Source organism: Kitasatospora sp. NPDC057904 (assembly GCF_042887925.1).
Classification (GTDB): Bacteria; Actinomycetota; Actinomycetes; order Streptomycetales; family Streptomycetaceae; genus Kitasatospora.
In genome coordinates, this window is the sequence record NZ_JBHVOL010000002.1 from 485,582 (window position 1) to 508,407 (window position 22,826).

Genomic DNA, 22,826 nt, shown 5'->3' on the forward strand with positions numbered 1-22,826 from the left:
CCGATGACTCTCCTGCTGCTCAACCGACGGCCCCTGCTGGACCGCCTCGCGGCCTGGTTCCCCGACTGCGCCGAGGAGTTGGTCGTCGTGACCGACCCGTCGGCGCTCGGGGACGCCGGGCCGGCCGCGTGGTCCGGGCGCTTCCGGCACCTGGAGGTGGTCGACGACTACGCGGCACCGGAGACCGGGGAACTCGTCGAGCGCCTGGTCCGCGCGCACGCCGTCGAGCGCATCCTCACCACGGCCGAGAGCGACGTGCTGCGCGCCGCCCGTCTACGCCACCGCCTCGGCCTGCCGGGCCAGACCGAGGCGAGCGCGCTGGCGTACCGGGACAAGCACGTCATGAAGACCCTGGCCGGCGCGGCGGGCGTGCCGGTCGCCCCGATGCGGATGGTCCACGCCGGCGCCGAGCTCGCGGACTTCGCCGACGAGCACGGCCTTCCCGTGGTCGTCAAGGCCGTCGACGGCGTCGCCTGCCTGGGCCAGCGGGTCCTCACCGACCCGACGTCACTGCGGGAGCCGGCCGGCCCGTGGCCGGCGCCGCTGCTCGCCGAGGCCTGGATCGAGGGCGACACGTTCCACGTCGACGGCGTGATGGCCGGGGGCGCGGTGCTGTTCGGCCGCCCGTCCCGGTACCTGAACAGCCAGTGGCTCACCCACCACGGCAGCGCCCCGCTCGTGAGCGGCATGCTGGCCGCGGACGACCCGCTGTTCGCCCGGCTCCAGCGGGCCGTCCGCGACGTGGTGCGGGCGCTTCCCGCTCCGGAGGGGGCGTGCGCGTTCCACGCCGAGTTCTTCCGCACCGCCGACGACCGGATCGTCCTGTGCGAGATCGCCTGCCGGGCCGGCGGCGGCAGCATCGTCGAGGCGTTCGAGCTCGCCACCGGCGTCAACCTGCACGGCGCCTCCCTGCTCGGCCAGGCCGGACGCACCGCCGACCTCCCCCGACCGGGCACGGTCGTCCGGCACGGGTACGCGACGTGGTACCCGCCCGTCGAGACGGCCACCCTGCGGCGGCTGCCGCAACACTGCCCGCTGCCCGGCACCGTCAAGTACGTGCCGAGCGGGCGGGTCGGGCACCGCTACCACGGGCCCGACTCGCCCTCCCACCGCGTCGCCGACCTGTTCTTCCGGCTCCCTGACGACGGCCCTGACGACGGCCCGGGCGACCGCCTGGTCGGCGGCCCCGGCAGCACCACGGACGGCGTCCTGGGCAGCACCCCTGGCGACCGGCTGACCGATCGCCTGCGGGAGGTCGACCGCTGGTGGGCCGGCGCGGCGCGGTGGGACTTCGGGAACGCGGCCGAGGCCCCCGTGGACGGGCCGGGGCCGGCGTGAGCGGCGACGCGGCCCGCACGGCGGGCGCGGCGGGCCCGGACGGCGACGCGACGGCCGACGCACTCGTCAGCCCGGCCAGGACCCGCCTCTACCTCGCTGCCCGCAGCATCGACGCCGTGGGCAGCGGTCTGTGGATGCCGATCTCCCTGTTCTTCTTCGTCCAGGCGCAGGGTCTGCCCGTTGAGCAGGTCGGCGCCGCCCTCACCGCGGGAGCGGTGTTCGGCCTGGTCGCCGGCCCCTTCGGCGGCTCCCTGGTCGACCGCTTCGGGCCCGGTCCCGTGGTGCTGGCCAGCAACGTGGTGCGGGCGGTCGGCTTCCTGCTCTACCCGCTGGTCGGGGCGATCTGGCAGGTCGCCCTGATCGCGGCGGCAAACTCGGCGGGCGACCGCGTCTTCTGGACCGCGAACACGCCGCTGCTCGCCCGGCTGGCCGGGGAGCGCAAGCTCGTCGGGGCGCTCGGCACCATGAGCATCGTCCGGATCGCCGGGCTGGGCGTCGGCGCCGGGCTGGCCGGCCTGGTCGGGCGCAGTACCGCCGGGCTGCACGCGCTGGCGTGGGCCAACGGCGTGAGCTTCGCCCTGGCCGCCGTCCTGGTGTGCGCGGTACTGCGGGTGCGGGGGCCCGGGCCGGGTACTCCGCGAACCGACGACGAGAGCGGTGGCGACACCGCCGGCGGACCGGCGCGGAACTGGCGGACGGTGCTGCGGGACGGTCCGTACCTCGTGCTCTGCCTGATCCAGGTGCTGTTCACGTTCGCGGCCAACAGCCTGACGGTCGCGCTGCCCCTGGTGGCCGTCCGCACCCTGCGGGGGCCGGTGTGGCTGGCCGGCGCGTCCGTCCTGGTCGGCAACATCGTGCTGATGGCCGCGGTGAAGCCGGCGATCGCGTACGGCCGCCGCACCTCCCGCCTGCGCGCGCTGACCGCCGCCGCCGTCCTGTTCGCCGTCACGTTCCTGCTGATGGCACCCGCCCAACTGGCCGGGCCCGCGCTGGTGGTGCCGCTGGTGCTGCTCGTCTCCGCGCTCGGCGTGACCGCCGAGGCGCTGTTCGGGTCGGTGATGAGCGCCGCCGCTTACGAGGCCGCCCCGGCGGGTCTGAAGGGGCGGTACAACGCCCTCTTCCAGACCGCCTACGGCGCGTCCGGCGCGCTCGCACCGGCCGTCTTCACCGCCCTGCTCGCGGTGGGCAACCCGGTGCTGTGGCTGGCCCTGGTCGCCTCCAGCGCGCTCACCGTCCCGGTGCTGCGGGTCGCGGCCGCCCGGCTGCCCGGCGCCCACCTCACCCCGGCGCCGTCGTCCATCGTCCCACCGGCCCCCGCCCCACTCCCGGAGAGCACATGAGCGCCAAGAGGAAACACCGGCCGCAGCCCGTCGGGGAGGTGGCGACGAAGGCCCTGCGGGACTACTGGTCCGGCCGCTCGGCCGTCCTGCTGTGGCCGTCCTTCACCCGCACGGCCCGGACGGTGATGGACCAGCTCACCGCCTGCGGCGCCACGGTGGCCGGGATCGTCGTCGCGACCGACCCGGCAAAGGACACGCCGGTCGTCCCGGACGTCTTCAGCTGCGCGGAGCGGGGCCTCGACGTGCCGCCGGGCGACTTCTACGCCTGGCTGGCCGACTCGCCGCCGGCACTCGGCTCCTGGCTGGAAACGGTCGACCCCGGCCGCACCTGGACGGCGCTGGGCGACAACTTCCTGGAGACCGGCGACCTGTTCGGCCGCGCCGTGCACGGCTGGCGCCGGCCCGCCTGGTCCGAGTGGGAGGACAAGACCCGGATCGAGACCCTGTGGCAGGCGGCGGGCGTTCCGTCCCCGCGCCACGTCGTGACGGGGGCGGACGACCCGGCGCTGGCCGGTCACGCCCGGGACCTCGACCGGGGCTCGGGGGTCGTCGTCGCGATCGACTCCAGCCTGGCCCACTACGGCAACGCGACCGGGCTGCGGTGGGTCCGCGATCCGCAGGGCGATCCGCAGGCGCTCGCCGACGCGCTCCGCTGGGCGGGCAAGCGCGCCCGGACGGTCCGCGTGGCCGAGTTCGTCGAGGGCACGCCGTGCAGCGTCCTCGGCATGGTCCTGGCGGACGGGGTCGCGGTCTTCGACCCGATCGAGATCGTGACGCTGCGCGACCGGCACAGCGCGCGGCTGACCTTCTGCGGCTCCTCGACCCGATGGCGGCCGGAGCCCGCAGCAGTCGAGGGGATGCGAGAGCACGTCCGGCGGGCCGGGCGCCGGCTGGCCGCCGACGCCGGCTTCCGCGGGATGTTCAGCGTCGACGGCCTGCTCGGCGAACACGGCTTCCTCGCGACCGAGCTGAACCCGCGCCAGGCCTCCGGCCTGGGCCTGCGGGCGGCCTGGCCCCAGTTCCCGGGCTACCTGTTCCAGCGCGCCGCGCAGGAGGCCGTGCCCGGGGTGGCCGATCTGCCCTGGCAGGACGTGGAGACGACGTTCCGCGACGCCGTCCGCCGATACCCTTCGCACAGTGTGACCATTCCGCTGCCGATCGAAGCGGACGAGGCCCACTGCGCGAAGGTGGTCGCCCGCGGCCTGACGCAGACCGCGTTCTACCGGCCCGACGGGCGGGGCGTCCGCCTCACGAGCCTCGTACCGCTGCCCGCGGACGGCCTCATCGGCCCGGGTGCGGCCGCGCTCGCCGGGCTGCTCGGCCGACCCGAACTCGAAAGCCCCGCCGACCGATCCCCTCTTGGAGGCCCCCGATGACCGGGCTGCCGCACTCCGCGCACGTCGTGATCGTCAACCGCTGGTCGCGCGCGGACTTCGCCGACTACGCGCGCTACGTCGACCACCGAGAGCACCGCGTCGGTTACGTCACCACCGCGGCCGGACGGGCCGCGGTGCCCGCCGGCGCCGCCGAGGTCGTCCAGGTCGCCGACCTCGACGACCCGGCCGAGGTGCGGACGGCGGTCGCCGCCCTCGCGGAGCGGCACGGCGCACCGGACCGGATCGTGGCCATGCAGGAACTCGACCTGCTCACCGGCGCGGCCCTGCGGGAGGAGTGGGGCTGTCCGGGACCGCGCACCGACCAGGTGGTCCCGTTCCGGGACAAGTACACGATGGCGACCCGGGTTTCGCAGGCCGGTCTGGCGGTGCCCCGGTTCGAGCGGGTCACGCACGCCGCCCCGGTCCGCGCCTTCGCCGGGGCCGCGGGCTGGCCGGTCGTCCTCAAGCCGCTGGCCGGCCGCGGTGCCAGCGGGGTCCTGCGCCTGGAGAGGCCGGCCGACCTCGACGTCCTCACCCCCGCCGGATCCTTCGAAGAGCCCTACCTGGTCCAGGAGTTCAACCCGCACCCGACCTACCACGTGGACGGCCTCTTCACCGGCGAACGGCTCGCCGACCACCGCGTCTCCCGCTACGTCAACAACTGCCTCGCGTTCCGCGCCGACGGCGTCCCGCTCGGGTCCGTCGAGGAGGACGACCCGCGGCTCCTGCGGAGCGTCGCGGAGTTCACCACCAGGGCGCTGGCGGCGCTGACCGACCGGCCGACCGTGTTCCACCTGGAGCTCTTCGTCGACCGGGCCACCGGGGACTGCACCTTCCTGGAGGCCGCCGCCCGCGCCGGCGGGGCCGAGATCCCGGTCCTGTGGCGCGAGTCGCACCGGGGTGACCTGCTGGCGACGCTGGCCCGGACCCAGCTCGACCTGCCGGTCGCGGAGATCGAGAGCCTCGACGAGGGCGTGACCGTCGATGAGGGCGGAGACGTGGGCGGAGACGTGGGCGGAGACGTGGGCGGAGAAGGCGCCGGAGAAGTGGGCGGCTGGCTGATCGTGCCCGCCCCTCGGCTGCGCCCGTGCCGCATCACCGGCAGCAGCTCGATGCTCGACCGCAAGGACGGGCCGTACGCGGAAACGTTCCTGCCTGTCGGCCGCGTCCTGCCGTGGACCGCCCCCTACCACCAGCACGTTGGCGGCCGGTTCCGCTTCCGCGGCCCGTCGAGCGACGCCGTCGAGGCGGGCATCCGCGCCACCGCGGCGGACTTCCGGATGACCGTGGCACCCGAGGTGCCGCGAAGCCCCCGCGGCACGGGCCCCGGGACCATCGCCCCCGACGGCTCCGCCGTGGACTTCTTCGCCGCGCTGCCCCCCGGCACCGGGACGGCCGCGGTCGTCCACGGCGCGATCCCCGAGCGCGGCTCCGTCCTGGAACTCGGTGCCGGCGCCGGCCGCGTCACCCACCCGCTCGTCGCGCTGGGCCACCGGGTGGTCGCCGTGGACGAGTCCGCCGAGATGCTCGCCCGCCTGACCGGCGCCTACCCCGGCCCGGCCGGTGGGGCCGGCACGCGCGAGGTCGAAACCGTGCTGGCGCGCATCGAGGACCTCCGGCTCGACCGCACCTTCGACGCCGTCCTGCTCCTCTCCTCGCTCGTCAACTACGTGTCCCGCAAGCCGCTCCTGGACGCCTGCCGCCGCCACGTCGCGCCCCACGGCGCCGTCATCGTCCAACGCACCAACCCGGCCTTCTTCGAGGAGGTCGGCCCGGCCGAATGGGAGAACCGCGGCACCCGCTTCCGCAACTACGACGTCGAACGGCTCGACGACGGCATCGTCTCCTGCACCAAGGAGTACCGCATCGGCGAGCGGACCTGGACCTTCTCCGGCGTCTTCCACCACCTCGGCGACGACGAACTCCCCGACGTCCTCGGCGCCTCCGGGCTGCGCTTCGACCGCTTCCTCGACGAGCGGCGCACCTACGTCCTGGCCCGCCCGGCCTAGCGTGTCTTCATGAAAGGAACCAGGTAACACCTCCATGATCGTGAACTCGTGGAACGAGTGGGACCCGCTGCGCGAGATCGTGGTCGGCTCGGCCGACGGCGCGCACTTCGAACCCACCGAACCCGGCAACCGGCCCACCGTCCGCAACGCCCCCGCGGGCACTCCCTTCCCGACCGGCCCCAAGTCACCGGAGGCCATCGACCGGGCCAACGAGGAACTCGCCGGCCTCGCCGCCCTCCTCGAATCCCGCGGGATCACCGTCCGCCGCCCCGAACCGCACGACTTCGGCACCCCCGTGCGCACCCCCGACTTCGAGGTCCCCAACCAGTACTGCGCGGTCTGCCCCCGGGACGTGATGATCACGGTCGGCCACGAGATCATCGAGGCCACCATGTCCCGCCGCGCCCGCTACTTCGAGTACCGCCCCTTCCGCAAGCTCGTGTACGAGTACTGGAACGCCGACCCGCGCGTCACCTGGACCACCGCTCCCAAACCGTCCATGGACGACGACATGTACCGCCAGGAGTTCTGGGACTGGCCGATCGAGGAACGCCACCGCCGGATGCACTCCTTCGAGTTCTGCATCACCCAGGACGAGGTCGTCTTCGACGCCGCCGACATCAGCCGCTTCGGCCGCGACCTCATCGTCCAGGAGTCGATGACCACCAACCGCACCGGCATCACCTGGCTCAAGCGCCACCTCGAACCCCGCGGCTTCCGCGTCCACCCGGTTCACTTCCCCCTCGACTACTTCCCCTCCCACGTCGACTGCACCTTCGTCCCGCTGCGTCCCGGCCTCGTCCTGACCAACCCGGAACGCCCCCTCCTGGACCGGGACGCACGCCTGTTCCTCGACAACGACTGGGAACTGGTCGACGCCCCGCAGCCCACCACCGGCAACGACGAGATGCCCGACTTCTGCCAGTCCTCGAAGTGGCTCTCGATGAACGTCCTCAGCCTCTCCCCCACCACGGTGGTCTGCGAGGAGCAGGAGAAGCCGCTGCAGGACCTCCTCGACAAACTCGACTTCGAGGTCCTCACCGTCCCGTTCCGCAACGTCTTCGAGTACGGCGGCTCGCTCCACTGCGCCACGTGGGACATCCACCGCGAGGGCGCGCGGGAGGACTACTTCCCGAAAACCACCTACCGGCCGCTGGTCTGACGGCAGCACGCGCTGTGCTGCCGTCACTACCGACGGAACAGCCGGCTCGCCAGCGCCTCCTCCCCGGCCGGGGTCAGGCGCAGGGCGCGGGTGTTGGCGGCCAGGGTGATCCAGCCGGCGGTGGTGAAGGCGTCCAGGAGGTCGGCGCCGAGGCGGCCGGCCAGGTGGTGCCGCTGCTCGGTCCAGTCCACGCAGAAGCGCAGCAGCGGACGGCGCCGGTCGTCGGCGAGGTGGCTCTCCGGCACGCCGAGGCCGGTCAGCACCGGTACGGCGGCCGGGCCGAGCCGGTACGGGTGTTCCGCGTCCGCGGGCCCGTCCTGCGGCCCGCCCGCGGGGACGAGTGCGCCGCTGTCCAGCAGGGCCTCGGTGACGGCGACGCCGAACCGCCCGGCGGCGTGGTCGAAGCACACGCGTGCCCGGCGCAGCGCCTCGGCGCGGTTGCCGGCGCGGAGCGTGCGGGCCACGGGCTGGGCCGGGGCGAGGGCGGCCAGGCCCTCCATGAGTTCGGCGATCCGGCGGTCGGCGAGCTCGTAGTAGCGGTGGCGCCCCGCCTGGCGGACGGTGATCAGCCCGGCCGCGCTGAGCCGGTTGAGCTGGGCGCTGGCGGCCTGGGCCGTGACGCCCGCGTGCTCCGCCAGCGCGCCCGCGGGCAGGCTGCGGCCGCCGGCGAGCGCCATCAGGATGCGGGCGCGGGTGCCGTTGGCGAACAGGCCCGCCACGCGGGCGATGTCGGGTTCGCCGGTGCGCGCGGGGGAGGTCATGCGGTCATTGTGCCCCCGGCACGCTTCCACGGGCGTGGAAGCGGTTCGCTGCGATCGTCGGGGCATGAATCAGAGAGTCCTGGCCGTGCCGCTCGCTCCCCCGACGCCCGTCCGCGTACGGCGACGCGTGCTCGCCGCGACCGGAGCCGCCTACGTCGTCGTCCTGCTGGACGCGTCGATCGTGAACGTCGCGCTGCCGGGCGTCTCCGGCAGTCTCGGCGTCGGCGTCGACGGGTTGCAGTGGGTGGTGAACGCCTACACGCTCGCCTTCGCCGCCCTACTCCTGACCGGCGGCACTCTCGCAGACCGTTGGGGTGCCCAACAGGCCTACGTGGCGGGCCTGTTGCTGTTCACCGTCGCGTCCGCCGGCTGCGGCATGGCGGCCGCCTTCCCCGTGCTGGCCGCCGGACGGGCGGTGCAGGGCGCGGGCGCGGCCGTCCTCGTCCCGGCCGCGCTCAAGCTGATCGACCAGGCCCATCCGGAGCCCGGACCGCGGGCCCGGGCGATCGGGGTCTGGATGTCGCTCGGCGCCGTCGCGATGGCCGCGGGGCCGCTGGTCGGCGGCGGCCTGATCTCCTGGCTCGGCTGGCGCAGCGTCTTCTTCGTCAACCTGCCGATCGGCCTCGCCGGGGTGTGGCTGGCGCGGAGCGTCACGGGGAGGGCCGTAGAGCCCGTGTCACAACGCCTGGACGTGGCCGGGCAGGTGGCCGCCGCCGTCGCACTCGGTCTGCCGATCGCCGCCCTCATCCAGGGCCGGGGCTGGAGCGCGGTGGCGGTCCTGGCCGTCCTGGCGGTGTCCGCCGCAGCAGCCGTGGCGTTCGTCGTCGCGGAGGTCCGCAGCCCGCACCCGATGCTCCCGCTGTCGCTGTTCCGCAGCCGCGTCTTCGCGGGCTCGACCGTCGTCTCCGCGGCCTCGGCGCTGGTCTTCTACGGCCTGCTGTTCGTCTGCGGCCTCTACTTCCAGCAGGTGCGCGGCTATTCGCCCCTCCGGGCCGGGCTGGCGCTGCTGCCGCTCACCGCGACCGTCGCGGTCGGAGGCTTCGGCTCCGCCCGGGTGGCGCGGCTGCTCGGCCCGCGCTGGTCCATGTGCGCGGCCTTCGGTGCCTACGCGGCCGGGGCACTGGCCCTGCTCGCCGCCTCCCCCACCTCGCCCTACTGGCAGGCGGCGGCACCGATGGTGGCGATCGGGCTGGCCGGCGGCTTCATCTCCCCGGCCGCCACCGCCCCCGCCCTCGGCACCGTCGACAAGGCCCGCACGGGCATCGCCGCGGCCGCACTCAACACCGCCCGCCAATCCGGATCCGCCCTCGGCGTCGCCGCCTTCGGCAGCCTGATCACGACCGCCCACCCCTTCACCGGCGGCCTGCACGCCGTCCTCTACGTGATCGCCGCCGTCTCCGTCGCCGCGGCAGCCGTGTGGGCGGCCGCCTGGCGGCCGACGGCCCGAGCGGGTCGCGGGCTCACAGCCGGTGCAGCACCGCCGAGTTGTCCGACCAGTTCCGGTTCACCTGGTCGCACTGCTCCGTCATTGCGCTGCGGCCAGTCGCGTATGCCTTGAGGGCGGCCGCCCCGCCGGCGGGCAGGGCGTCGAGGCGGTCCGGGACGGGCACGCGCAGCCGCAGGTGCTTGCGGCGCTCCGGCGTATCGACGGGAGCCGGGCCACCACGACGTGCGTCCTGCCCGGGCGACGCGGAGTCGCGAAGAGCGCCGTCAGACGAAGAACGCGTTCATGCCCGGCACGTCCGAGACGTAGGTCTCGATCGCGCCGATCCGCTCGCCGCGCAGGAAGCACACCGTGGCCAGGTGCTCGTCGAGCGCCCGCCCGTCGCGCTCGGCGGTGTTGTGCAGAGACAGGGCGAGGTTGTCGCGGCTGAGCAGGGTGTGCCGGAAGTCGAAGTGCACGCCGTACGAGGCGATCAGCCGGATCCGCTCGATCACGGCGGCGGCACCGCGGACGGTGCCGGAGACGGTGTTGTCGCCGGGCAGCGTCCACACGACGTCGTCGGTGAGCAGCGAGCGGATCAGGTCCCAGTCGGCCGTGGTGAGGCCGAGGCGGAACCGGTCGGCGAGGGCGAGGCGCTGGTCGGCGCCGAGGGCGGTCGGGTCGGACATGGTGGTGAACCTCCGTCGCGGGGCGGGCTGTTGGTGGCGAGCCTCGCCGAGGGCCGCGGGGAACGGAAATGCCGTCCGCGACGGCGGACCATGCGCCGCGCGCATAATGGCGGGATGATCGCGGAAGAGCTGCGCTGGTTCCTGGCCGTCGCCGAGACCGAGCACGTCACCGATGCGGCCGCGCTCGTCGGCACCACCCAGCCGACGCTCTCCCGCGCGATCGTCCGGCTCGAACGGCGCCTCGGCACGCCCCTGTTCGACCGCGACCGCAACCGGCTGCGGCTCAACCAGGCGGGCCGGGTGTACCGGCGGCACGCCCAGCGCGCGCTCGACGAGCTGGAGTCGGCACAGGACCGGATCTCGGCGCTGCTCCCGGCGCCGGCCGAACCTCTGCGCCTGGCCTGTGCGCACTCGTTGGGCGCCTGGCTGCTGCCGGAGCTCCTCACGGCCTACCGGGAGCACGCGCCCGGCCACGCCGTCGACGTGCGCGAGGGCTCGGCGGCCGGCGTGCTCGACCTGCTGGCCGGCGGCGCGGTCGACCTCGCGGTCACGAGTCCGCAGCCGTCCCTGCCCGGGTACGGCTGGCTGCCGCTCGCCGAGGAGCGGCTGGTGCTCGCCGTCCCGGCCGGGCACCCGCTGGCCGGACGCACCGGGGTGGGCCTGTCCGAGCTGGCCGACGGGCGCTTCGTGATCATGCGCCAGGACGTCGGGCTGCGCGAGGTCACCTGCGCCGTCTTCCACCGGTCCGGCCTGACGGCGCCCGTCGCGGCGGAGGCGGACACCGTCACCGGGATCCTGGACCTGGTCGCCGCCGGTCAGGGGACGGCCCTCGTCCCGGCCAGGGCCGCGACCGGCCACCCGGGGGTCGAAGCGGTCCCGCTCACCGCCGCCGACGCCTACCGCTCCGTCGGCCTCACGTGGCGGCGCGGCCGCCCGCTGCCGCCGCACGCGCGCACGTTCCGCGTCCTCGCCGGTCGGGGGCGCTGAGCTCCCGGCCGACCGGGCGACTCCTCCCCTGACCCCGCGAGACCGGACCCGGTCGAGCCGCAACTCTCGGGTTGCACCCAGAGACGCAGCATGCAACTCTGGAGTTGCGTCCAATGCCGCCGATGAACGGGAGCCCCCTCATGAGCGAGGACCGGATCGAACGCGAAACCCTGATCGAAGCCTCCCTTGAGCGAGTCTGGTCGCTGGTGGCCGAGCCCGGTTTCTGGGTGGCCGACAAGGCGAGCCTGCCCGGCACCATGGCCAGGGAAGGCGAGGAAGTGGTGGCGAGGAACCCGGAGTACGGCGACTTCGCGGTGCGGGTGGAGAAGGTCGAACCGCCGACCTACCTGGCCTACCGCTGGGCCAGCGCGTTCCCCGGAGAAGAACTGCGCGAGGACAACAGCACCCTCGTGGAGTTCACGCTGACGCCGGAGGGCGGCAAGACGCGGCTGCGCGTGGTCGAGAGCGGGTTCGCGAAACTGGCCGGGTCCGAGGCACTGCGCGGCAAGGCGGTCGAGGACAACACCGGCGGCTGGCGCCAGGAGCTCGACGCGCTCAGGACGCGCGCCGAACAGCCCTCCGCCCAGTCGTCCGAACAGTCGTCCGAACAGTCCTCCGCGTGACCGACGAACCCGCCGGCGCCGCAGAGGCGGTCGACACCGTCCTCGCGGCCCTCGCCGACCCGACGCGGCGCCGACTGCTCGAACTGCTCGCCGCGCAGGGCGAGGCCACCGCGACGACGCTCGCCCGGCACCTTCCCGTCTCGCGCCAGGCCGTGGTCAAACACCTCGCCGTCCTGGACGCCGCCGGGCTGGTGACCGGCGGACGCATCGGGCGCGAGGTGCGCTACACGGTGCGGCCCGCGGCACTCGACGCGACGGCGCGGTGGATGGCCTCGCTCGCCGCCGACTGGGACCGGCGGCTGGCGCACATCAAACACCTCGCCGAAGCAGCGGAACAGGAAACGCCCTAGACGAGCCCTGACGGGTCACGTCCACCCGACGCGACCCCCGGAGAGGAGCATGATCATGTCCACGGAGAACCGACAGCTCACCCACGCCCCTGCCGCGTACGCCTGCATGGTGGTGCGCAAGCCCGCGGCGGAGGCGTTCCAGGCCTTCGCCGATCCGGCCGTCACGTCCCGGTTCTGGTTCAGCAAGAGCAGCGGGCCGATGGTCGCGGGAGCCGAGGTGCGCTGGGAGTGGGAGACCTACGGGGCATCGGCCGACGTCCGCGTCCAGGAGGTGCGGGAGGGACGTCTGATCCGGTTCGAGTGGGGCAACTACGAGCAGCCGACCACGGTCGAGCTGAGGTTCACCCCGCGCACGGCACAGGCCACCTTCGTCGAGGCCACCGAGACCGGCTTCCGGGGCTCGGGGGACGACACCGTCCGCTGGGTGAACGACACCGTCGGCGGTTTCACCACCGCCCTGTGCGCGATGAAGGCCCTGCTCGAACACGGCATCGAGCTGAACGCCGTCCCCGACCACCACCCGGCCTGACCACCCGGGCCGCGTACGTGAGCCGCGCACCCGGCGGCGGGGCGGGTCAGGACGTGGCCGGGGCGCGGAGGCCCTCCGCGCCCCGGCCCGGGGTTCAGCCGCCCCCGAGCCGCTCCCGGACCGCCGCGGCCTGCTCGCCGTCGCCGAGGTCCTCGAAGAGGGCCAGTGCCTCGGTCCACGCCTCCCGCGCCGCCGTCCCGTCGCCGGCCGCGAGCTGCGCGTCGCCCAATGAGCGCACGGCTTCGGCGAGGAGCTGCTTGTCGCCGAGGAAACGCAGGAGCTCGATCTGCTCCCGGTAGCCGCCGACCGCCCGCGCGGCCTCGCCCCTGGCCGCGTGCACCGTGGCCAGGTGGCCGAGCAGGATGGCCAGGCCGCGCCGGTTGCCGACCTTGGTGCTGTCGGCCTGGACGGCGGCGGCCACCGTCCGGTTGTCCTCCAGCGCGAGGAGGAAGTAGCGCTCGGCCTCGTCGAGGTCGCCCAGCGTCTGGTGGACGGTGCCGAGGCTCAGCCGGGCGGTCGCGCGGCCCCCGATCGCCCCGGACTTCTCGAACACCTCCAGCGATTCCTCGTACACCGCCAGGGCCTTCGGGTAGTCCTCGCGGAACTGGTGCACGCCCGCGATGTTGAGCAGGAGCGGTCCCATCCGCACCCAGTCCCCGAGTTCCCGCAGGATCGCGCTCGCCGCGCCGTAGCACCGCTCCGCGTCCTCCAGCCGCCCCAGCATCCGGTACGCCAGCCCCAGCCCGCCGGTGACGCGGGCCTCCACCGCCCGGTCGCCGAGCGCCCTGGCGGCCTCCACCGCGAGCTCGTGCCCGGCGGCGGAGTCCGGCAGGTGGTTGCGCAGCGCGGCGACGAACTTCCGCGCGACGGCCAGCTGCCAGACGGTGTCGTGGAGGCCGAGGTCCCGGGCCGCGAGCTGGACGGCCGTCAGGTTGTGCCACTCGCGGTCGAACCAGGCCAGCGCCTCGTCGTAGGAGTCGAACGTCGCCGGGCCGTGCTCGCTGGGCCTGGTGGGGAACGGGAGGTCGGGGGTGTCGACGGCCTTGGCCGCGTTGTACGCGGAGTGCAGGAACCACCGGCCGAGGCGTTCCACCGCCGCGTCGCCGTCGGCGCCCGGCTCCCGGGCCGCGGCCTCGGCGGCGTAGCTGCGCAGCAGGTCGTGCAGTTCGTACCGGCCGTAGGTCTTCTGCTGGAGCAGGTGCTCGTCCTGGAGCAGTTCCAGCAGCGCCTCCGCGTCCGGCTCCGGGAGGTCCGCCATGGCCGCGACGGCCGGGACGGTGTAGTCGACGCCGGGGTGGCGGCCCAGCAGGCGCAGCACGCGCTGCGCCGGGCCCGGCAGTCCGCGGTAGGAGAGGTCGAAGACGGGCCGCAGCGTCCTGCTGCCCGACCCGATCGCGTCCGGGGCCTGCCCGCGCAGCGCGTCCGCCAGGTCGGCCAGGCTCCAGGCGGGCCGTGAGCGCAGGCGTCCGGCGGCCAGGGCGACGGCGAGCGGCAGGTATCCGCACAGCTCGACGACCTCCCCGGCGGCCGCGGGCTCGGCGGCGACACGTCCGGCGCCGGTGATCCGCGCCAGCAGGGCCGTCCCCTCGTCGCGGCTGAACACGTCGAGCGGGAAGAGGGCGGCGCCGTCGAGCGCGGTGAGGCTGCGCCGGCTGGTGACCAGGACCAGGCACCTGGGGCTCGCCGGGATCAGGGCCCGCACCTGCTTCTCGTCGGCCGCGTTGTCGAGCAGCACCAGGGCGTCCCGGTCGGACATCCGGTCGCGGTACATCGCCGCGCGCTCGTCGAGGCCGTCCGGCACCTGCTTCGGGGGGACGCCCAGCCGGCGCAGGAAGCCGCCCAGGAGCTCGGCCGGGTCCGCGGGCGGGTGGTCGGGGTCGAAGCCGCGCAGGTTCGCGTACAGCTGGATCCCGGCGTACCGCCCGGCGGCGACGAGGCGGCGGGCGACGTGCACGGCCAGCGTGGTCTTGCCGACGCCGCCCATGCCCTCGATCGCCGAGATGACGACCGTCGGGGCGCCCCCGGCGGTGTCCGGCACGGCCGCGATGAGCGCGTTCACCTCGCGGGCGCGGCCGGTGAACGTCGCGAGGTCCGCGGGCAGGTGGCGCAGGACCGCGTCCGGTCCGCCCGCCCCGGCCTCCCCGTGCACGCGCACGCACGCGCGGCGCCACCGGTCGGCCTCGTCGTCCGGCAGGCCGAGCGCGCGGACGATCGCGACCACCAGGTCGAAGTCCAGGCGGCGGCGCTTCGGCCGGAAGACGTCGACCACCGTGGACGCGGCCACCGGCTGCGGCACGGGCAGCAGCCGGCCCACCGACCTCGCCAGCTCCCGGTACGACGGCGCGCCCGCCCACGACCGCAGCCGCCCGAGGGCGTCGATGAAGTCCGCGAGGTCGTACGCCTCGTCCGGGTCCGGCACCGCCTGCCCGCCAACCACACGTCACCTCCGCTGGGACACGGCCGAGGCTCCTCGGCAACGGCCCAGTGTACGGAGCGTGTTGACGTGCACACAGGGTTTCGGGGATGCCGGTCCGGAGGGCTGGAGCCGCGGACCCCGGTAGGGACATGCGGTAGGGACATGCGGTAGGGAAAACCCGACCGTCAGGTCTCCACCTGGCCGTCATGACCGCCGGGCTCCGGCTCGGTGGAATGGACGGGTGCTGATTCCCCAGGTCAAACCCCATCTCCGGTGGAACCGACGGCTGTTGTGGACGGTCGGCTGGCTCGCCGCCGCCGGGTGGGCGGCGGCCGTCGCCGCCGTCTCCGCCCTGGACACCCACCGGGTCTGGGGCGCGTTCGCCGCGGCCGGCTACCTCGTGGCGGCCGCCGTCTCCACCGGACCGGACCGGGACCGGACCCGTGCCGTCGCGGTGGGTGCGGCGCTGGCCGGGGCCGTGGTCGCGCCACTGCTGTACCTGCTGGCGACCGGCGCGGCGCAGAGCGAGGTCGAGGTGATCGAACGTTCCGGGCGGCTCCTGGTGGAGCACGCGACGCCGTACCTCGACGATCCGCGCTCGGTCGTGGAGGTGACCCCGTACCTGCCCGGCATGGCCCTGCTGGGGCTCCCGAGGGCGGTCCTCGGCGGCGACGGGCCGGTCGCCCGCGTGCTCGGCGACGCCCGGCCGTGGTGCGCGGCGGTGCTGCTCGGCTGCCTGTGGGCAAGCGGACGGGCCGTCACACCGGTGACGGGCGGTACATCGCGCGCCGTCACGCCGGCGACGGGCGGTACATCGCGCGCCGTCACGCCGGCGACGGGCGGTGGGTCCCGGGCCGTCACACCGGGGACGGGCGGTACATCGCGCGCCGTCACGCCGGCGACGGGCGGTGGGTCCCGGACCGTCCTCGGGGCCCTCGTCGCCTCCCCGGTGATCGCCCTGCCCTTCGCCGTCAGCGGTGTGGACCTGCCCCTCGCCGGGCTGCTGTGCCTGACCCTCGCGTTCGCGTCCCGGAATCGCCCGATCGGCGCCGGGCTGGCCCTGGCCGCCGCGTGCTCGATGAAGTGGACGGCCTGGCCCGCCGTTTGCGTCGTGTTCGCGCTGCTCGCCCACCGGGCCGGGCTGCGGGCCGCCGTCCGCGGGGGCATCACCACGCTGGCCGGAACGGCCGTGGCCGTCCTGCCCGGAGTCCTGCTCTCCCCACGGGCCATGGCCGAGCAGGTCTTCGCCTTCCCCACGGGCCGCGGGGAGTTCGCGACCCCGGCGAGCAGTCCGCTCCCCGGGCGGCTGCTCGCCGACCTGGGGCCCGCCGGGTGGTACGCGGCCGTCGGCCTGCTGCTGGCCGCCGGACTCGCGATCGGTGTCTCGCTCGTGCTGCGGCCGCCCGGCCACCTGGTAGGCGCGGCCGACCGGCTCGCCCTCGGGCTCTCCGCCGCGTTCCTGCTCGCCCCCGCCGGGCGTTTCGGCTACCTCGCCCTGCCGGTGCTGCTCGCCTGCTGGGCGCGGGCCGCCTCGCCCGCCCGTCCGCTCTCCGCGCCCGCCCTCGTCGCCCCGCCACGGATCCGCGTGCTGCCCGCCCCCGAGTTCACCGCCTCCAAGTTCACCGCCAAGGACGTCCCCGCATGACCACCCTGATCGTCACCAACGACTTCCCGCCCCGCCAGGGCGGCATCGAGACCTTCGTCCACGCGATGGCGATGCGGATGCCCGGCCACGACGTGGTGGTGTACACCTCCCGCGAACCCGGCGCGGACCGGTACGACGCCACGCTGCCCTTCCCCGTCGTACGGGACCCCTCGCGCATGCTGCTGCCTACCCCGCGCGTCACCCGACGGGCCCTGGCCATCGCCCGGGAGCACGGCGCGGACCGGGTGTGGTTCGGGGCCGCCGCCCCGCTCGCCGCCATGGCCCGCGACCTGCGCCGCGGCGGCATCCGCCGGACGGTGGCCACCACGCACGGCCACGAGATCTGGTGGGCCCGCACACCGGGGGCGCGGCGCCTGCTGCGCCACGTCGGTGACCACGTCGACGTCGTGACCTACCTCGGCGAGTACACCCGCAGCCGTATCGCCCCCGCCCTCGGCCCGCACGCCCGCCTGGAGCGGCTCGTCCCGGGCGTCGACGCCGAGGCCTTCCGGCCCGCCCACCCGGACGACGAGGGCGCCGAGCGGATACGCGCGCGGCACCGGCTGGCCGGCCGCAGCGTGATCCTGTGCGTCGCGCGGCTGGTGCCCCGCAAGGGGCAGGACGTGCTGATCAGGGCGATGCCCGCGATCCTGCGACGGGTGCCGGACGCGGTCCTCGTGATCGTCGGCCAAGGGCCGGACGCGGCCCGGCTGCGCCGGCTCGCCGCACGGTGCGCGCCGGGGAGGGTGGTGTTCGCCGGCGGGATCGACCACGCCGCGACCGCCGGCTACTACGCCGCCGCCGACGTGTTCGCCATGCCCTGCCGCACCCGGAGGGCCGGGCTGGAGGCGGAGGGCCTGGGCATCGTCTTCCTGGAGGCGTCCGCCGCCGGGCTGCCGGTCGTCGTCGGCGACTCCGGCGGCGCCCCGGACACGGTCCTGGACGGCGTCACCGGCCGGGTGGTCGACGGCCGCTCCCCGGCCGCCGTCGCCGCGGCCCTCGCCGAGACGCTGACCTCGCCGCAGGAGCGGGAGCGACGCGGCCCGGCGGGCCGCGAGTGGGTGGCCCGGCACTGGACCTGGGAGGGCTCGGCGCAGCGGCTGAGCCGCTTGCTGGACCCGGACCTGCCGCTCACCGTCACTGGCCGTGTCCTCGCAGGTAGGCAAGGACGGCGAGCACCCGCCGGTTCCCCTCGCTCGGGTCGAGGTCGAGCTTCATGAAGATGTTGCTCGCGTGCTTGACCACGGACGCCTCGGTGACCGTCAGCCGCCGGGCGACGGCCTGGTTGTTGAGGCCCTCCGCCATCAGCCCGAGCACCTCGCGCTCGCGCGGTGTCAGCCGCTGCAGCGGCGCGTCGGAGGCCTTCAGCAGCACCCGGATCACCTCCGGGTCGACGACGGTCTGCCCGCCGGCGACGCGGTCCAGCGCGTCGAGGAACTCGGTGACCTCCCCGACCCGGTCCTTGAGCAGGTAGCCGAGGCCGCCCCCGTCCGCCGCCGGGCCGGTGAACAGCTGCTTGGCGTAGGCGGTCGCCACGTACTGGGAGAGCACCAGCACCGGCAGGCCGGGGTGCCTGGCGCGCAGCTCCAGCGCGGCGCGCAGCCCCTCGTCGCGGAAGTCCGGCGGCATCCGGACGTCGGTGAGGACGACGTCGGGACGGTCCGCGTCCACCGCGCGCGCCAGCTCGGCGGCGTCGCCGACGGCGGCCACCACCTCGTGGCCCACCCGGGTGAGCACCTCCACCAGCCCGGCCCGGAGCAGGACGGCGTCCTCGGCGAGCACTACGCGGAGCACGGCACCTCCACCCGCAGCCGGGTCGGTCCGCCGACGGGACTGGTCACGATGAGCCTCCCCTTCAGGATCGCCACCCGGTCGGCCAGGCCTTGCAGCCCGGACCCGGCGGACGGGTCGGCGCCGCCGCGTCCGTCGTCGCCGACCTCCAGGACGAGCCGGTCGCCCACCAGGCGGCCGTGGACGGTGACCGCCGCGGCGCCGCTGTGCTTGGCCGCGTTGGCCAGGGCCTCGGTGACGGTGAAGTACGCCGTGCTCTCCACCGGGGCGGCCAGCCGGCGCGGCAGGTCGATGTCGACCGCGACGGGAACGGGGTTGCGCAGGGCGAGTTCCTCCACGGCCGCCGCCAGGCCGTGGTCGGTCAGCACCTGCGGGTGGATGTCACGGACGAGGCTGCGCAACTGCTCCAGCGCCTGGCGGGCCTCCCCGCGGGCCCGGGCGATCAGCGGCAGCGCGGCGGACTCCTGCCCGCGCAGCTCCAGTTCGGCCAGTCCCAGGGTCATGGTCAGGGCGACGAGCTGCTGCTGGGCGCCGTCGTGCAGATCGCGCTCGATGCGCCGCCGCTCGGCCTCGAACGCGTCGACCAGCCGGGCCCGGGAGCGGGTCAGCTCGATGATCCGCCTGCCGAGGTCCTCCTCCCGGGCGGAGAGCAGGAGTTGGGCCGCCTTGACCTGCGCCCCGGCGAGCAGCCCGCCCGCGTACGCGGCCAGCACCAGGCCGACGAGCCCCGCCGCCGTGCCGGGCAGACCGCCGACCGGGTCGGAGATCGACCGCCCCGGAATCAGCATCACCGTGTCGGGGGCGATCGCCCACACGATCACCGGGGTGACCAGCAGCATCGCCGAGAACGCGAGGAGGGCGGTGAAGCCGAGGCCCGCCGCCGTGAACACGACGGCGTGCAGCAGGGCGTAGGACAGCTCCCGCCAAGTGGCGCGCTCCTTGAGCCGGGTCCGCAGCCACGGCCACGCGCCGGCCCCGGGGAGCGAGGCGTGCGGGTCGGGCAGCGGCACCGGCTCCACGATCCGCAGCCGGCGGCGCTCCAGGGCGGCCACCGGGATGCCCACCACCGGGACGGCCGCCAGGACCAGCAGGCCCACCCCGACCACGGACAGCCCCAGCCCCACGGCCAGCAGCAGCGCGAGGACGACGAGCAGCAGGACACCGAGGACCGTGCCGCTCAGCAGGAACGCCCATGCGCGCAGCGGCCACAGGGACCGGAGGAAGCGGTCGGGGCGCCGGCGTACGGCTTCCCAGACGGCGACGGTCATCGTGAGGGCCCTCCCCGTGGGTTCGGGGAACGCCTCCCCGCATGCTCCGTACAAGATCCACTGTAACGGGTGGCGGCTCCCGCTCTTCAGGGGCCTGTCGCCACTTGCACTGCAAATGCTCAGAGTTGCAAATTCTGTCGCTCTTATTGACGCCAATGAGCAGGCACAGTGCACTGGTTGCGCACTCCTCCACAGCCCCCGACGCCAGGAGTCCGCCATGCAACCCTTACGCACGTCCTTCCGGACGGCCTTCCGCAGGCCCTTCCACAGGCCCTTCCGCACGTCCCGGCGCAGACTCGCGGCCGGCGCACTGTCAGCCGCGCTGCTCGCCCTGCCGTTGACCGCCACAACCGCCCACGCCTCCCCCACCGCCTCCCCCACCGCCACCTCCGGCGCCGGCCGGGCGCTCGCCGTCACCCCGCCGATGGGCTGGAACGACTGGGCCCACTACCAGTGCGGCATCGACGAACGAACCGTCACCGCCAACGCGGACGCCCTGGTCTCCACCGGCCTCGCCGCCAAGGGCTACACCACCGTCACCGTGGACGACTGCTGGATGTCCACCGCCCGGGACGCGAGCGGCAGCCTCACCGCCGATCCGGCCAAGTTCCCCCACGGCATGGCCTGGCTCGGCTCCTACCTCCACACCCGCGGCCTCGGGTTCGGCATCTACGAGGACGCCGGCTCCAGCACCTGCGGCGGCTACCCCGGCAGCGGCACCGGCGCGAACGGCGAACCCGACCACTTCGCGCAGGACGCCGCCACCTTCGCCGCGTGGGGCGTCGACTACCTCAAGCTGGACGGCTGCAACCTCCGCGTCGCCGCCGGCCAGACCCAGGAACAGGCCTACCGCCAGGCCTACGACGCCCAGTCCGCCGCCCTCCGGTCCGCCGGCCGCGACATCGTGTTCTCCGAATCCGCGCCCGCCTACTTCCAGAGCGGCGAGTGGGGCGACCGGAACTGGTACGACGTGCTCTCCTGGGTCGGCCAGGACGGCCAGCTCTGGCGCGAGGGCTACGACATCGCGACCTACGACGCCGCCCACCCCGCCGCGAGCCGCTGGTCCAGCGTGCTCGGCAACTACGGCTACAACCGCTGGATCGGCTCCTTCGCCTCCCCCGGCAACTGGAACGACCCCGACTTCCTCATCGCCGGCGACGGCGGCCTGACCGACGACGAGGCGCGCAGCCAGGTCGCCCTCTGGTCGATGACGGCCGCCCCGCTGATCCTCTCCTCCGACGTCTCCCAGCTCACCCCCGCGGGGCTGGGCGCGCTCGGCGACACCGACCTGATCGCCGTCGACCAGGACCCGCTCGGCCGGCAGGCGGGCGTGGTGTCCAGCACCTCCGCCGCCGACGTGCTGGCCCGGCCGCTGGCCGGCGGGGACCGCGCGGTCGCGGTGCTGAACCGCTCGAACAGCGCGCAGACCCTCACCGTCCCGCTGGCGACCATCGGCCTGCCCGGCTGCACGGCGACGGCCAAGGACCTCTGGACCGGCCGGACTTCGGCCGTCTCCACCACCCTGAGCCAGACCGTCCCGGCCCACGGCACCGCCGTCTGGCGGCTCACCCCCGGCACCGGCTGCGCCCCCACCGTCCCGACCGGCCAGGTCACCGGCAACGGCGCCAAGTGCATGGACGACACCGCCAGCGGCACCGCGGACGGCACCCCGGTGATCCTCTACGACTGCACCGGCAACGCCAACCAGCGCTGGACCAGGACCGCCGACGGCACCGTCCGCACCCTCGGCAAGTGCCTCACCGCCACCGGCCCGTCGGCCGGCAGCCGGGCGGTGCTCGCCACCTGCACCGGCAGCGCCCTCCAGCAGTGGACCCCGGCCCCGGACGGCACCCTCACCGACTCCGGCCTCTGCCTCGACGTGACGGGCGGCGCCACCGCCTCCGGCACCGCACTGGAACTCTGGACCTGCGGCAGCCACCAGGCCAACCAGTACTGGTCCCTCCCGGTCTGACGGACGCCCCCGGTCGGCCCGGCACCGATCGACCGGCGCTCCCGCGGGCGGCCCGGCCGCCCGCGGGGGCACTCGGCCCACCGACACACGCGGAGGCGTGTGTATTATCCTCCAACTCGCCCTACACCTGCTTGAACCACAGCTGCTGCGGGTCGTATTGGCCCGGTCGACGAGCATGGAGTGGTCGAATGTCAACACCGCGGTACAGCAGGGCTCTCATCGCGGTGTGCGCCATCAGCCTCCTCGCAGCCCTCTCGGCCACGCTCACGGCGGTGCGATCCAGCCGTGCCGACGCCGAGGCCCTCCTCGCCGGCCAGGTCCTTCTCAGTACCGACGGCCGCACGCTCACCGCACCGGTGATGTGGGCGCCGTGTCAGGAGGCGAAGCCGCGGGTATTCGCGCGCGAGACCTCGCAAACCGTCGCCGCGGACGAGAAGCGCGGGAACACGGCGGACCTGACGCACGAGTGCGCCACCGTCGGCTTTCAAAGCAGCTTCACGCTCCGCGCGCCCCTCGGGGACCGGAGGCTCACCGAGTTCAACACCGGCCTTCCCTTCCTTCCGTTCCCCGCCGCCCGGCTTGCCGACATCGGCTACCTGCCCCGGGGGTTCACCACGACGCAGGACGTCCCCCTGGACTTCGGCCCCGCAGGCGGATCGTGGAAGCCCTGGCCGTTCACCCGCAACGACACCATCGCGTCCTGGACGCGCTATTACGCGGCCGCCGACAAGCCCGCGTTGAGCGTCACCCAGGTCCTCACCCCAGTGGGCTCCCCGGGCCCGGCACCGGCCACCCACGCCGGTCCGCCGTTGTCCGTCAACGGCCACGACGCGTCCCTGCTGTGCGACACGGATACGGAACGTGCCATCACGTGGTCCGATGGCATCAGCGCCTTCACCGTGATGAGCTACGACCGGGCACACGCGGCGCTGTCCACCGAGGAGCTCCTTCGGGTGGCCGGCGGCGTGCACGAGCCCTGAGGACCACGGCAGCGTCACGCCCGCCGGCTTCCCGAGCTCGGGCGCCGACTTCCTGGACGACCTCGCGGCGCTCGCGCGGCGGGCCGTCGCGCGGGAGCAGCACCTCTGCTGCTGGATCCGCCCGTAGCCGAGGGTCGCGCCGGGCCGGTCTGTGGCAGCGTGGAGGC

19 protein-coding genes are annotated in these 22,826 nt (G+C 74.6%); 14 read left to right on the top strand and 5 right to left on the bottom strand.

Annotated elements, in window-relative coordinates:
* Nucleotides 1-3: 3 nt before the first annotated feature.
* The 5 genes from ACFVSN_RS07630 to ACFVSN_RS07650 are packed head-to-tail and all read left to right on the top strand — an operon-like array spanning nt 4 to nt 7,225.
* Complete coding sequence (locus ACFVSN_RS07630) at nt 4-1,338, top strand: acetyl-CoA carboxylase biotin carboxylase subunit family protein (protein ID WP_387953954.1); 1,335 nt, start codon at nt 4-6, stop codon at nt 1,336-1,338.
* Nucleotides 1,335-2,678: an MFS transporter gene (locus ACFVSN_RS07635; protein WP_387953955.1), complete on the top strand. Its 1,344-nt coding sequence runs from the start codon at nt 1,335-1,337 to the stop codon at nt 2,676-2,678. Before ACFVSN_RS07630 ends, ACFVSN_RS07635 begins: the two co-directional genes overlap by 4 nt.
* Entirely contained in the window at nt 2,675-4,054 is a 1,380-nt protein-coding gene (locus tag ACFVSN_RS07640) for a hypothetical protein (RefSeq protein ID WP_387953957.1), read from the top strand. Before ACFVSN_RS07635 ends, ACFVSN_RS07640 begins: the two co-directional genes overlap by 4 nt.
* A complete protein-coding gene (locus tag ACFVSN_RS07645) occupies nt 4,051-6,063 on the top strand; it encodes a methyltransferase domain-containing protein (protein WP_387953959.1) in 2,013 nt (670 codons plus the stop codon). Before ACFVSN_RS07640 ends, ACFVSN_RS07645 begins: the two co-directional genes overlap by 4 nt.
* A 34-nt stretch (nt 6,064-6,097) precedes the next feature.
* The gene (locus tag ACFVSN_RS07650) at nt 6,098-7,225 is read left to right on the top strand and encodes a glycine amidinotransferase (protein ID WP_380493804.1); all 1,128 of its coding nucleotides are present in this window, start codon (nt 6,098-6,100) and stop codon (nt 7,223-7,225) included.
* A gap of 26 nt (nt 7,226-7,251) precedes the next feature.
* On the opposite strand, the gene ACFVSN_RS07655 is transcribed toward ACFVSN_RS07650, so the two are convergent.
* Nucleotides 7,252-7,986 (bottom strand): ArsR/SmtB family transcription factor, encoded by a 735-nt coding sequence (locus ACFVSN_RS07655; RefSeq protein ID WP_387953961.1) that lies wholly within the window; start codon nt 7,984-7,986, stop codon nt 7,252-7,254.
* 64 nt (nt 7,987-8,050) lie between these two features.
* Between ACFVSN_RS07655 and ACFVSN_RS07660 the strand changes: the two genes are divergently transcribed.
* On the top strand, nt 8,051-9,544 hold the full coding sequence (locus tag ACFVSN_RS07660) for an MFS transporter (protein ID WP_387953963.1): 1,494 nt from the start codon (nt 8,051-8,053) through the stop codon (nt 9,542-9,544).
* Nucleotides 9,545-9,696: 152 nt separating this feature from the next.
* Here the strand turns inward: ACFVSN_RS07660 and ACFVSN_RS07665 are convergent, their stop codons facing one another.
* Entirely contained in the window at nt 9,697-10,098 is a 402-nt protein-coding gene (locus ACFVSN_RS07665) for a nuclear transport factor 2 family protein (RefSeq protein WP_387953965.1), read from the bottom strand.
* Nucleotides 10,099-10,212: 114 nt separating this feature from the next.
* Between ACFVSN_RS07665 and ACFVSN_RS07670 the strand changes: the two genes are divergently transcribed.
* The 4 genes from ACFVSN_RS07670 (at nt 10,213) to ACFVSN_RS07685 (ending at nt 12,587) form a co-directional block, all read left to right on the top strand.
* Entirely contained in the window at nt 10,213-11,085 is an 873-nt protein-coding gene (locus ACFVSN_RS07670; RefSeq protein WP_387953966.1) for a LysR family transcriptional regulator, read from the top strand.
* 140 nt (nt 11,086-11,225) lie between these two features.
* The gene (locus ACFVSN_RS07675) at nt 11,226-11,708 is read left to right on the top strand and encodes an SRPBCC domain-containing protein (protein ID WP_387954208.1); all 483 of its coding nucleotides are present in this window, start codon (nt 11,226-11,228) and stop codon (nt 11,706-11,708) included.
* Nucleotides 11,705-12,058 (top strand): ArsR/SmtB family transcription factor, encoded by a 354-nt coding sequence (locus ACFVSN_RS07680; RefSeq protein WP_387953968.1) that lies wholly within the window; start codon nt 11,705-11,707, stop codon nt 12,056-12,058. Before ACFVSN_RS07675 ends, ACFVSN_RS07680 begins: the two co-directional genes overlap by 4 nt.
* A gap of 55 nt (nt 12,059-12,113) precedes the next feature.
* Nucleotides 12,114-12,587 carry an SRPBCC family protein gene (locus tag ACFVSN_RS07685; protein ID WP_387953970.1) on the top strand — a complete coding sequence of 158 codons (474 nt, stop codon included), beginning with the start codon at nt 12,114-12,116 and terminating at the stop codon, nt 12,585-12,587.
* Nucleotides 12,588-12,681: 94 nt separating this feature from the next.
* On the opposite strand, the gene ACFVSN_RS07690 is transcribed toward ACFVSN_RS07685, so the two are convergent.
* A complete protein-coding gene (locus tag ACFVSN_RS07690; protein ID WP_387953972.1) occupies nt 12,682-15,024 on the bottom strand; it encodes an ATP-binding protein in 2,343 nt (780 codons plus the stop codon).
* A 379-nt stretch (nt 15,025-15,403) separates the two neighbouring features.
* On the opposite strand from ACFVSN_RS07690, the gene ACFVSN_RS07695 reads away from it, so the two are divergent.
* Both ACFVSN_RS07695 and ACFVSN_RS07700 read left to right on the top strand, forming a co-directional pair.
* Nucleotides 15,404-16,648, top strand: coding sequence for a hypothetical protein (locus tag ACFVSN_RS07695; protein WP_387954209.1), 1,245 nt, complete (start codon nt 15,404-15,406; stop codon nt 16,646-16,648).
* The gene (locus ACFVSN_RS07700) at nt 16,645-17,868 is read left to right on the top strand and encodes a glycosyltransferase family 4 protein (RefSeq protein WP_387953973.1); all 1,224 of its coding nucleotides are present in this window, start codon (nt 16,645-16,647) and stop codon (nt 17,866-17,868) included. The genes ACFVSN_RS07695 and ACFVSN_RS07700 overlap by 4 nt, the downstream gene beginning before the upstream one ends.
* Here the strand turns inward: ACFVSN_RS07700 and ACFVSN_RS07705 are convergent.
* Nucleotides 17,786-18,442 (bottom strand): response regulator, encoded by a 657-nt coding sequence (locus ACFVSN_RS07705; RefSeq protein ID WP_387953974.1) that lies wholly within the window; start codon nt 18,440-18,442, stop codon nt 17,786-17,788. The two genes, ACFVSN_RS07700 and ACFVSN_RS07705, sit on opposite strands and share 83 nt — an antisense overlap.
* Complete coding sequence (locus ACFVSN_RS07710) at nt 18,430-19,707, bottom strand: sensor histidine kinase (protein ID WP_387953975.1); 1,278 nt, start codon at nt 19,705-19,707, stop codon at nt 18,430-18,432. Before ACFVSN_RS07710 ends, ACFVSN_RS07705 begins: the two co-directional genes overlap by 13 nt.
* A gap of 217 nt (nt 19,708-19,924) precedes the next feature.
* Here ACFVSN_RS07710 and ACFVSN_RS07715 point away from each other — a divergent pair, with 217 nt between their 5' ends.
* Together ACFVSN_RS07715 and ACFVSN_RS07720 are read left to right on the top strand one after the other, a co-directional pair.
* On the top strand, nt 19,925-21,679 hold the full coding sequence (locus ACFVSN_RS07715; RefSeq protein ID WP_387953976.1) for a ricin-type beta-trefoil lectin domain protein: 1,755 nt from the start codon (nt 19,925-19,927) through the stop codon (nt 21,677-21,679).
* A gap of 188 nt (nt 21,680-21,867) precedes the next feature.
* On the top strand, nt 21,868-22,659 hold the full coding sequence (locus tag ACFVSN_RS07720) for a hypothetical protein (protein ID WP_387953978.1): 792 nt from the start codon (nt 21,868-21,870) through the stop codon (nt 22,657-22,659).
* Nucleotides 22,660-22,826 lie beyond the last annotated feature (167 nt).